Origin of the sequence: Clostridium tanneri, from assembly GCF_033659955.1 — a bacterium.
Classification (GTDB): domain Bacteria; phylum Bacillota; class Clostridia; order Clostridiales; family Clostridiaceae; genus Clostridium_AM; species Clostridium_AM tanneri.
This window is the reverse complement of sequence record NZ_JARUJP010000002.1, coordinates 1-11,259: the sequence shown is the minus strand read 5'-3', so window position 1 is coordinate 11,259 and position 11,259 is coordinate 1. Positions and strand designations below refer to the sequence as shown.

The following is an 11,259-nucleotide window of genomic DNA, read 5'->3' as shown; positions in this document are numbered from 1 at the left end:
TATTCTAATAATTCTTACTATAATAATAATATTACTTTTGAAGGTAGTAAAATATATTTATTGGGTGATTAGGTAAAAAAAGGGGGTGAATGGTTAAATAGCTATTCCGTTTAGCAGTTATAAAAAATCCCCCCTATACTTTCTGCCAAAGTATAGGGGGAAATTTTAATTGTTAGAAATTAACTAAAAGGATAGATTTGTTTGCTAAACGGCTTGGTTACTATTTTTAATTTTATTTGAAGATTGATTGCTAAGTTCTTTAATCCAAACCTTTATACTCTCCACAATAATTATAATCATCATTATTATAAGTACTCCGGAAAGACCTGCTAGTAGATTTTGATGTTTTGGTAAATAATTTGAGAATATATTAGTAACGATAGCCGTTAAAGTTGTTATAGCAACGAAAGTCATAGGAATTATAGTTATAGGAGCATATTTTTGTTTACCCATTTTAATCAGTACTGTTGTACTTATTGCAAAGGCTATAGTTGCAAGGGTCTGATTTGCTGTACCAAAAAGTGGCCATATCGTTGATATATTTCCTGTAAATAGCAGGTATCCCCAAGTAAAGGACATAAGTGCACTAAAGAATATTATATTAAACCAGGAATCTTTTCGAGCTAATGGTTTGTAAGCTTGACCGAATAAATCCTGTAATAGATATCTTCCTATTCTAGTACCAGAATCTATTGTAGTTAATATAAATAGGGCCTCAAACATTATGCAGAAATGGTACCAGTAAGCCATAAGTCCTTTGAACCCAGGAATTTTGTAGAAGATATAAGACATACCTACAGCAAGAGACACTGAACCACCAGGTCTTCCAGCAAGCTCTTCTCCAACCATTTGAGAGAGCATTGGCAATTCCTTTGGAATCATATTAAGTTTAGCAAATAAAGCAGGAGCTGAATTTATAGCAAAATAATCGGCAGTTGGAAGACAAGTTGCAGCGATTAGTGCCATTAAAGCTATAAAAGATTCAATAACCATTGAGCCAAAACCTATTGGAAGTATATCCTTTTCATTGGCAATGAGTTTTGGTGTTGTACCAGAGCTTATAAGAGCGTGGAAACCTGATAAAGCACCACAGGCTATTGTTATAAATAGGAATGGAAATACTTTACCTGGAACAATTGGGCCACCACCATGGACAAATTGAGTAACAGCAGGCATCTGAACTGTTGGTCGAACAATTACTATACCAACGGCAAGAGCACCTATAACTCCTAGTTTCATATATGTACTTAAGTAGTCTCTAGGAAGTAGCAGTAGCCATACTGGAAGAGCTGCTGCACAGAAACCGTAAATAGCTAGTATAATTGATAACTGTTTAGCATTGAAAGTTAAGTAAGGAGCTAAAGCTGTGTGTTGAATATATGGTCCAACAATAACACCGAATAAAATTAATGCCATACCTATAATTGTAGATTCACCAATCTTACCAGGTCTTAAAAATCTTAGGTATATACCAATAAGCATAGCAACTGGAATTGTAAATCCAACAGTAAAGGTGCCCCAAGGGCTGTTATAAAGTGAGTTAACAACAGGAAGTCCGAGTCCTGCCATAGTAATTATTAGAATGAATATAACTGCTAAAGATGTTATGAGTCCCATTCTTTTGCCTAGATTGGCTTTAGCAATTTCAGCAATGGATTGTCCATCATGTCTAACTGATGCAAACAATAAAATCATATCGTGAACTGCACCAGCAACTACACCACCGATTAAAATCCAAAGTGTGCCTGGAAGGTAACCGTATTGTGCTGCAAGAACTGGTCCTATAAGTGGTCCAGCACCAGCTATAGCAGCGAAGTGATGTCCTAGTAACACCCATTTGTTTGTAGGCACGTAATCTCGACCATCCTCGTGAACTTTTGCGGGCACATCTCTAGATTCATCTAAAGCTAGAACCTTTGCTGCTATGAATGCACCGTAAAGTCTGTAACCTAAGCTTAATACAAGAGCAGCGATAATAACTAGAATGATAGAATTCATATAATTTCCCCCTTTTAAAATATTTGTTGTATAAGATTTAGTAATTAAAAAAACAATGTAAATATTAAAATGATTTTTGGTATCGATTACGAATACTATAATACTATTTTATTATCTGTATATACACAAAAATATGCTAAATAGGTAAAAGTCGACAATGAACAGCAGAAATTAATCCTTAATTAGCATTAAAAGAATATAATTATTTTAATATTTTTATTTTGTTATATAATATAATGTATAAAGAATATTTATAATTATAAAACAAGGGGGAGGGCTATTTGATTTATATACAAATGCTAGAGCGAATGGCACTGATTGCCCTAGCAGCATATATATATAATCAATCTCACATTTTTAAAAATCTAATTAAGGACGAATTAACAGTTACAGACAAAGTAGGGATGATTGTATTTTTTAGTTTGTTAGGAATAATAGGTACTTATACAGGTATAGAATTAGAGCCCTATGCAATAGCCAATACAAGACCAATTGGAGCAATAGTTGCTGGGTATGTAGGGGGCCCTATAGTAGGAGTAATTGTAGGGGCAATTTCAGGAACACACAGATACTTGCTGGGAGGGTTTACAGCTTTGGCCTGTGGTATAGCGGCAGTTGTTGAGGGGCTTACAGGAGCTCTAGCTAGGAAATATTCTAAGGATGGCGCTTTTAGCGTAAGAAGTGCTTTTATAGGTGGGATAGTTGCAGAGTGTATGCAGATGCTTATGCTTTTAATTTTTGCTAGGCCACTAGAAAGTGCAGTAAAGTTGGTAGGATTTATATCTCTACCTATGATTATTATAAATTCTTTTGGAGTTCTTATATTCATAAATATAATACAAAATGCCAGAAATGATTATAACAGGATTGGAGCGATACAAGCGCAAAAGGCACTAAACATTGCTAAGAGAACTATGGGACATATAAGAAAAGGTTTAAACAAGGATACTGCTGAAGAGGTAGCTAAAATTATATATGAAATATCAGATATTAAAGGAGTCTTTATAGGAGATAAAACTGGCCTTCTTGCATACTATGGAGAGGAAGTAAACGAAGAAGCCTTAAAGGAAAATTTATATAGTTATTATAAACTGCCTAACTATAGGGTTATTAAGGTCAATAATCATAATAGACAAGCATTATTTGTTTGTACACCTTTTTTAGTATCTGGTGATAAGTTTGAAGGTCTAATAGGATTAAGGGTAAAGTCAGAGAAGAATATAGACTTATATTTTTGGGAGTTCGCAAAAGCATTAAGTGAGTTGCTATCTACTCAATTAGAGCTATATAAGTTGAATAAGTTAGCTCAGGAGGCGTCAACGGCAAAATTTAAAGCGTTAAGAGCGCAAATAGAACCTCATTTCTTATTTAATGCATTAAATACAATAGCATCATTTTGTAGAACTAGCCCTACTAGAGCAAGAGAGCTAATAATAGATCTTTCTAATTATTTTAGACAAACACTAAAAAAGCAAGAGGATTTTGTTGCTCTTAAAGATGAACTTGAATTTATCCAATCTTATTTATCCATTGAAAAGGCAAGGTTTGGAGAAAGACTTCAGCTAATTGTGGATATACCAGAGGATATGATGAATATAATAATACCATCTTTTGTGTTGCAGCCAATTATAGAGAATTCTATTAAACATGGAATACTCCCTAAGCCAGAAGGAGGGAGTGTTTATGTCAAGGCATGTTATGTGAAACAAGATATATCAATTTCTGTTGAGGATACAGGAGTTGGAATGAGTGAAGAAAAATTAAAAGAAGTTATAAATGAATGGCCAGGCATAGGCCTCAAAAATGTAAATGAGAGACTAAAACTTTTATATGGGGAAAGATATGAAGTAAAAATAGTTACAGCCTTAAATAAAGGAACAAAGGTTAGTTTTTCATTACCAAAGGAGGGTAAGTAATTGGTTAATAAATTAAGGGTAATTATTGTTGAAGATGAGCTGCCAGCGGCAGAGGAACTTAAATTTATTATATCTCAGTATGATTTTATTCATGTGGAAGGAGTTGCACACGATGGACAAAAAGGGTTAGAGCTTATTAAAGAAAAGAAACCTAATGCTGTTTTCTTAGATATAAATATGCCGCTTCAGAACGGTATAAAATTAGCAGAAGAAGTAAAAAGGTTTGATAACTCTATTGAGGTGATTTTTGTAACTGCTTATGAGGAACATGCTATAAAAGCTTTTGAAGTAGATGCCTTAGATTATATTCTAAAACCTTTTGACGATAAAAGAATAGCAGTAACAATAGATAGGCTTATTAGCAAACTCAACGTTAAAAAAGTGGATCAGGATAACATTCCAAATATAATAAATGAAATAATAAACAAAATAGATAGAGTAGAGAAATTAGTAAAAAAGATACCCTGTGAAAGAAAAGGTAAAATTATATTAGTAGATGTAAAGGATATATATTTTTGTTTTATTGAGGATGAAAAGACCTATATTAAGACTAAAGCTGAACAATACTTAGTAGGATATACTCTTCATCAAATAGAGGAAAAAACTAACTTTTTTAGAGCCCATAGAAGTTATTTAGTGAATATGGATAACATTAGAGAGATGTATTCTTGGTTCAACGGTACTTATAAATTAGTAATGAATGATAATGAAAAATCAGAAGTGCCTATAAGCCGTAATAATGTTAAAAAGTTAAAGGAGCTGCTTGAAATCTAAATATCGTTGACAGTAGGTTTTAATGAAGATAATATAGTTCATATCTATAGGCTTACAAATTAGGAGGAATAATAAGATTATGGCGAATTTATTCACGGATAGGTTGCTAATACATGTTGAGGATATTGATGAACAGCACAGAAGGATATTTGAAATTGTGGAAGAATTTTATAGTGAATGTATGAATGGAAAGAATAAGGATAGGATATTAGAGATATTTAGAGTTTTAAAGGGTTCTCTTGAGGAGCACTTTAAAAGTGAAGAGGACTATATGGTTACATATAGTTATCCAGAATATGAAGTACATAAAGAAAGACATAATATTTTTATGTTAAAACTCCAAGCTTTAGATAGTGCATTTAAAGGAGGTTTTATACCTTTTACAAAACTGATGGAGGCAAATGAATTTTTTGCAGAGGGATTTGTAACACATATTTCAGATATAGACAGCAGGCTAGGTGAGTTTCTAAGAGATAAGCTATAACTATATATTCAGCTTACGGTTTAAGGTTTAATACATGAAGGAATGCTATAGTAGTATATTTAAGGAGGAGAATTAAATGGTGGTTGCTAATGTAAGTTTACAGGTGTTACCTGTTGTAGGTGAAGAAGAATTATATGGAGTGGTTGATAAGGTAATAGAATATATAGATTCAACCGGTGTAAAGTATGAAGTAGGAGCAATGGAAACCACAATGGAAGGAGATATTGATAAGCTCTTGGATATAGTTAAAATAGCACAACAGATATGCGTAGATAATGGTGCTGTAAGGGTGGTGTCTGTAGTAAAGATAGATTATAAACCAGAGGGAGTTACTATGGAAGAAAAAGTAGGTAAGTATAGAGGATAATAGTAGAATATATTTATAAAATATAAAATATTCAATGATCCTTTAATTAAATATGTATAAAATCCGTTGAAAAATAGTAGTTAATGGGTTAAAATCAGATTAGATTGTTATGTGGTGGTGAAACCATGAAAAGAGTTCTTGTAGTAAATGATTGCAGATTTGAAAGTATGATAATGAAAGATTTTTTAAGCGATATTGGATATAATGTACAAGTCACCAATGAATATGATACATTTATTCAGATAAAAGTTTTTCAGCCAGATATAATAATAGTGAATTTAATAATGAAAGATAACAGAGGAGATAGGTTAATTAATAATATAAAGAACAACTATCCGGGTATTCTATGTTTACTTTCATCCTGTGATTCTATAAAACTTCAAGATTTTATCCAAAGTAAGGTAGATGAGGTTATTCATACACCAGTAACCAGATCTAAGTTATCAGAGATTTTGGATGAAGCCTTGGACAAGTTTTATAGTAGACATGATGAGTATAAGAATATAGAAAAAGATTTTAAAGGATTAACTAGAGAAAACTTAAAAGAGAATAAAAATGAAAAAACTGCTTTAGTATTGAACGAAGAAACAAACGTCAAATTACCTAATAAATTTTTATTCTGCCCTTACTGTGGTGGAAAGTTTACGGAAGAAGTTGCTAACTTTTTATTCTGCCCTTTCTGTGGACAAAAACTAAAATAAGAAAAATTTTTCATTATACTAAAAAACCTTGAAGTATGAATTGCTTCAAGGTTTTTTAACTTTTAACTAAATAAGAGTTTCCCACTGCTCATAAAGTTCATCTAACTTAGTTTGGGCGTCTGCTAATTGCTTATTTACATTCTCACTTTTTTCGGGACTCGAATAAACTTCTTCTAGACAAAGCTCATCTTGAAGTTTTGTTATTAACTCTTCTAAGTTTGAAATTTCTGTTTCTAAGTTTTTAACTTTAGATTTTTTTTCTTTCTCCGCTTTTTCTAGTTCTCTTTTCTTTCTCTTCTCATTTTGTATCTGAGTCTTAGTTTTGCCAGCAGCTTCCTCTTCCTCTTGATACCTAAGTGGGTTTTTTTTCTTCTCAACATAATAACTATAATTACCCAGATACTCTTTAACACCATCTATATCTAATTCATAGATTTTGTCGACAACTTTATTTAAAAAGTATCTATCATGAGATATTACGAGAACAGTACCATCATACCCTAAGATTGCATTCTCCAAGGCTTCACGGGAAACTATATCAAGATGGTTTGTAGGCTCATCCATTAATAAAAAGTTTGACTTTGAAAGAATGAGCTTTAAGAGATTAATTCTACATTTCTCTCCACCGCTTAAGGCTGAAATTTTTTTAAATACATCATCTCCTGTAAAGAGGAAAGAAGCAAGGGCATTTCTAATTTCAGTAGTAGTTAATTCTGGAAAGTCGTCCCAGACCTCATCAATTACTGTTTTTTCTGAAGTCAAGTTGGATTGTTCCTGATCATAATATCCTATAAAAACATTTTTACCAAGTACGCTTATCCCCGTATTAGGCTCTATGTCATCCATTATTATTTTAAATAAAGTTGTTTTACCTCTACCATTTTCACCTATAAGAGCTGTTTTTTCTCCTTTTTTAATATCTATATCTAGATTATTAAAAAGAACTTTATCTCCAAAGCTTTTACTAAGGTTTTCTACATGTAAAACATCGTTTCCGCTTTTTATCTGAGTTTCAAAGACTACATTTTTAATTTTCCTTTCCTTATCCGGTGCCTTTATCCTTTCAATTTTATCTAAGGCCTTTTGTCTGCTTTCAGCAGCTCTTACACTCTTTTCTCTGTTGAAGGAACGGTATCTCTCTATTATTTCTTCCTGTCTTTTCAGTTCAGATTGTTGAATATTGTAAGCCTTTAATTGGATTTCATAATTTTTTTCTTTTAAGTCCAAGTAGGTAGTGTAATTGCCATTGTAGCAGTTAACATGTCCGTTTATAAGTTCTAATGTTTTAGAAGTAATTGCATCTAAGAAATATCTATCGTGAGATATAATCAAGATTGTACCTTTGTATGCTTTTAAGTATTCTTCTAACCATTCTATAGCATCTAAATCCAAGTGATTTGTAGGCTCATCTAATAGAAGAATATCTGGCTTGGTTAAAAGCAGCTTACATAGAGCTATTCTAGTTTTCTGACCTCCGCTCAGAATACTTATGGCCTTATTGTAATCATCTTCAGAAAAACCTAATCCTTTTAAGACTTTGCCTATTTCAGCTTTATAAGTATACCCTCCTCTATTTGTGTATAGTTCAGAGCAAGTAGTATAATCTTTAATTAATTTGTTGTGATAATCTTCTTTTTCAGGATCATAGGGTTCGTTCATTAAATTTTCTAGTTTTTTTAATTTGTTTTCTAAGTTCAATAGATCTTGAAATACAAGTAGTAGTTCATCATATATTGTGCTTGAAGAATCAAGAGATAAATGCTGTGCTAGGTAGCCTACGGTTTTATTTTTATCTATAAATAAATCTCCAGTATCTTGTTCCATTTGATTGGTAATGATTTTAAAAAGAGTAGATTTACCAGCGCCATTTGGACCTATTAAGCCTACTTTTTCCCCTTCATTTATATTAAAGGTCAAGTTTTCCAAGATAACATCTATTCCATAACTTTTTTTTATATCTTTACAACCTAAAATTATCATAAGTTTCACCTTCCTTAATCATTAATATTTTACTATGTAAGAGAAATTTTTTGTAGTGGAATTTAAGAATTTATCTTGGAATAATTTAGTACAAGCTCAGTTTATATGATATTAATTTCACTTTACAAGCAAAACAAAAAGTTACAATCAAGGCTAAAAAATGTAAAAAAATAAGTGAAAGAACATAAAAAATTTTGCTAATAGCGCAAAGAAAAAGAAAGTAATAAAAAATATATTATTGACATATTATATATTTAAATAATACTATAAAAAGTAGGACAAAATTATTATAAAATGATAAAATATAGACAAAGTGATTAGTTTAAAATATAGCTTTTTAAAATATAGCTTTTTAAAATATATATAAGAGGTGCGGTATGGAGAAGAAAAAGAATATTTCAATGGCAGTTATAAAGAGATTACCTAAGTACCACAGATATTTAGGAGAATTAATGAACAATGATGTAGATAGAATATCTTCAAAGGAATTAAGTGAAAAAATAGGCTTTACAGCTTCCCAGATAAGACAAGATTTAAACTGTTTCGGTGACTTTGGACAGCAAGGTTATGGCTATAATGTAAGAGAGTTACATGGACAAATAAGCAATATACTTGGGCTGACAAAGGTATATAAAACAGCAATAATAGGTGCAGGAAATATAGGTCAGGCTATTGCAAATTATACTAGATTTGAAAAACTTGGATTCAGTCTTGAGGCTATTTTCGATGTAAATCCAAAGGTTATCGGACTTAGAATAAGGGATGTAGAAATAAAAGATATAGATTTTCTATCAGACTTTTTAAAGGAAAACCCAATAGATATAGGAATTATATGTGTTCCAAGTAATAATGCACAAAAGGTTTGTGATACTTTAGTGAAAAATGGTGTTAAAGGAATTTGGAATTTTGCATATGTTGACCTTGTGGTACCAGAGGATGTAAAGGTTGAAAATGTTCATCTAAGTGATAGTTTACTTACTTTAAGTTGCTTGTTAACTGATATAGAGTAACATATGAAAATAATTGAAGTTATGCTTCAGTTATTTTTTTGTTTAAATTTGTTGTAATATGAGTATGCTTTGTCATATAGGACTAGTATATGTGACGGAATTATATTTTATTATTAAAATATAATTCTATAAACTTGTATACTATTAAAAATTTATAGAAAATGATGATTAGTTGTGCAATTTTTGTTTTAATGTGTTATAATAGTAACAGGGTTTAGGAGTAATTAAAATTAAAACTTTCATTTCGGGGAGGAACCAAAATGTATAAAATTTTGAGCAAAAGAGAGCTTGCGCCGAATATATTCTTAATGGATATTGAGGCTAAAAGAGTTGCAAAGTCTTGTTTACCAGGACAATTTGTTATAGTAAAAACTGATGAAAAAGGTGAGAGAGTACCTCTTACAATCTGTGACTATGATGCTGAGAAAGGCTCAGTTACTATAGTGTATCAAACTCTTGGTGGATCAACACAAAAAATGGCTAAATATGAAGTAGGCGAAAGCTTTACAGATTTTGTAGGACCACTTGGACAACCTTCAGAGTTTGTACATGAAAATATAGAAGACTTAAAGAAACAAAAAATGATATTTATAGCAGGTGGAGTTGGTGCAGCACCAGTATATCCACAGGTTAAGTGGCTTCATGAAAACGGTGTAGATGTAGATGTAATCGTTGGAGCTAAGTCAAAGGAATACGTACTACTTGAAGAAGAAATGAAAGCTGTATGTGGTAACTTATACGTAGCAACAGATGACGGAAGTTATGGATATAAAGGATTAGTTACAAACTTATTAAAAGAGCTTATAGATAATGAAGGAAAGAAATATGACCATGTAATTGCTATAGGACCTATGATAATGATGAAATTCGTAGCTAAGCTTACAAAGGAATATGGAATACATACAGTTGTAAGCTTAAATCCTATAATGGTAGATGGAACAGGAATGTGCGGAGCTTGCAGAGTTTCTGTAGGTGGAGAAGTTAAGTTTGCTTGTGTAGATGGACCAGAATTTGATGGACATCTAGTAGATTTCGATGAGTCAATGAGAAGACAAGCTATGTACAAAACAGAAGAAGGCAAAAAACTTCTTAGACAAGAAGAAGGAGATACTCACCATAGAAAAGGCTGTGGCTGCGGAGGTGACAAGTAATGGATAGAATGAAGAGAACGCCAATACAAGAACAGGATGCAAAGGTAAGAGCAACTAACTTTGAAGAAGTTTGTTTAGGATATACAAAAGAAGAAGCTATCCAAGAAGCTGCTAGATGTTTAAATTGTAAAAATCCTAAATGTGTAGGGGATTGCCCTGTATCTATACATATACCAGAATTTATACAGCAGGTTAAAGAAGGAAACTTTGAAGAGGCTGCTAAGGTTATAGCTAAATCAAGTGCACTTCCAGCAGTATGTGGAAGAGTATGTCCGCAAGAAAGCCAATGCGAAGGTGTATGTGTACTTGGAATAAAAGGTGAGGCAGTAGCTATAGGTAAGCTTGAAAGATTTGTAGCTGACTGGTCAAGAGAGAATAATGTGGATTTATCAGAAAGAAAGCCAAGCAATGGAAAGAAAGTTGCTGTTATAGGAAGTGGTCCTGCAGGATTAACTTGTGCAGGAGACTTAGCTAAGCTTGGTTATGATGTAACTATATTTGAAGCATTACACGAAGCAGGCGGAGTTTTAGTTTATGGAATACCAGAATTCAGACTTCCAAAGGATACAGTAGTTAAGCATGAAGTTGAAAACGTTAAAAAGCTTGGCGTTAAAATAGAGACAAACGTAATCGTAGGAAGAACTGTTACAATAGATCAGTTAATGGAAGAAGAAAATTTTGATGCTATATTTATAGGATCAGGAGCTGGACTTCCTAAGTTTATGGGAATACCAGGAGAAAACCTAAATGGAGTATTCTCTGCTAACGAGTTCTTAACAAGAAATAACCTAATGAAAGCCTTTAAGGAAGATTTCGATACACCTATAAAGGTTGGCACAAAGGTAGCAGTAGTTGGAGGCGGAAACGTTGCTATGGAC

The 11,259-nt window shown here is 32.2% G+C and carries 10 protein-coding genes; 8 read left to right on the top strand and 2 right to left on the bottom strand.

The window, feature by feature from the left end:
* Positions 1–204: 204 nt before the first annotated feature.
* Positions 205–1,998, bottom strand: coding sequence for a carbon starvation CstA family protein (locus tag P8V03_RS02390; protein ID WP_318796653.1), 1,794 nt, complete (start codon positions 1,996–1,998; stop codon positions 205–207).
* 281 nt (positions 1,999–2,279) lie between these two features.
* Here P8V03_RS02390 and P8V03_RS02385 point away from each other — a divergent pair, with 281 nt between their 5' ends.
* The 5 genes from P8V03_RS02385 to P8V03_RS02365 all read left to right on the top strand — a co-directional run bounded on the left by P8V03_RS02385 (position 2,280) and on the right by P8V03_RS02365 (position 6,240).
* A complete protein-coding gene (locus P8V03_RS02385; RefSeq protein WP_318796651.1) occupies positions 2,280–3,914 on the top strand; it encodes a LytS/YhcK type 5TM receptor domain-containing protein in 1,635 nt (544 codons plus the stop codon).
* Positions 3,915–4,688, top strand: coding sequence for a LytR/AlgR family response regulator transcription factor (locus P8V03_RS02380; protein ID WP_318796650.1), 774 nt, complete (start codon positions 3,915–3,917; stop codon positions 4,686–4,688).
* A 79-nt stretch (positions 4,689–4,767) separates the two neighbouring features.
* A complete protein-coding gene (locus P8V03_RS02375; RefSeq protein ID WP_261671039.1) occupies positions 4,768–5,172 on the top strand; it encodes a bacteriohemerythrin in 405 nt (134 codons plus the stop codon).
* A gap of 76 nt (positions 5,173–5,248) precedes the next feature.
* Positions 5,249–5,539 carry a thiamine-binding protein gene (locus P8V03_RS02370; RefSeq protein WP_318796649.1) on the top strand — a complete coding sequence of 97 codons (291 nt, stop codon included), beginning with the start codon at positions 5,249–5,251 and terminating at the stop codon, positions 5,537–5,539.
* 125 nt (positions 5,540–5,664) lie between these two features.
* Positions 5,665–6,240 (top strand): response regulator, encoded by a 576-nt coding sequence (locus P8V03_RS02365; RefSeq protein ID WP_318796648.1) that lies wholly within the window; start codon positions 5,665–5,667, stop codon positions 6,238–6,240.
* Positions 6,241–6,306: 66 nt separating this feature from the next.
* Here the strand turns inward: P8V03_RS02365 and abc-f are convergent, their stop codons facing one another.
* Complete coding sequence (gene abc-f, locus P8V03_RS02360; protein ID WP_318796646.1) at positions 6,307–8,220, bottom strand: ribosomal protection-like ABC-F family protein; 1,914 nt, start codon at positions 8,218–8,220, stop codon at positions 6,307–6,309.
* Between the two features lie 377 nt (positions 8,221–8,597).
* On the opposite strand from abc-f, the gene P8V03_RS02355 reads away from it, so the two are divergent.
* From P8V03_RS02355 to P8V03_RS02345, 3 genes are all read left to right on the top strand, one after another.
* Positions 8,598–9,230, top strand: coding sequence for a redox-sensing transcriptional repressor Rex (locus tag P8V03_RS02355; RefSeq protein WP_261671035.1), 633 nt, complete (start codon positions 8,598–8,600; stop codon positions 9,228–9,230).
* A 260-nt stretch (positions 9,231–9,490) separates the two neighbouring features.
* The gene (locus tag P8V03_RS02350) at positions 9,491–10,381 is read left to right on the top strand and encodes a sulfide/dihydroorotate dehydrogenase-like FAD/NAD-binding protein (RefSeq protein WP_261671034.1); all 891 of its coding nucleotides are present in this window, start codon (positions 9,491–9,493) and stop codon (positions 10,379–10,381) included.
* Positions 10,381–11,259: FAD-dependent oxidoreductase (locus P8V03_RS02345; RefSeq protein ID WP_318796645.1), on the top strand; the 879-nt coding region annotated here is incomplete at its 3' end. The genes P8V03_RS02350 and P8V03_RS02345, both read left to right, overlap by 1 nt.

Bases quoted from the DNA above. Each gene is read 5' to 3' on its own strand.
- P8V03_RS02390 (WP_318796653.1), bottom strand. From the start codon at position 1,998: ATGAATTCTATCATTCTAGTTATTATCGCTGCTCTTGTATTAAGCTTA.
- P8V03_RS02375 (WP_261671039.1), top strand. From the start codon at position 4,768: ATGGCGAATTTATTCACGGATAGGTTGCTAATACATGTTGAGGATATT.
- P8V03_RS02370 (WP_318796649.1), top strand. From the start codon at position 5,249: ATGGTGGTTGCTAATGTAAGTTTACAGGTGTTACCTGTTGTAGGTGAA.
- P8V03_RS02365 (WP_318796648.1), top strand. From the start codon at position 5,665: ATGAAAAGAGTTCTTGTAGTAAATGATTGCAGATTTGAAAGTATGATA.
- abc-f (WP_318796646.1), bottom strand. From the start codon at position 8,220: ATGATAATTTTAGGTTGTAAAGATATAAAAAAAAGTTATGGAATAGAT.
- P8V03_RS02355 (WP_261671035.1), top strand. From the start codon at position 8,598: ATGGAGAAGAAAAAGAATATTTCAATGGCAGTTATAAAGAGATTACCT.
- P8V03_RS02350 (WP_261671034.1), top strand. From the start codon at position 9,491: ATGTATAAAATTTTGAGCAAAAGAGAGCTTGCGCCGAATATATTCTTA.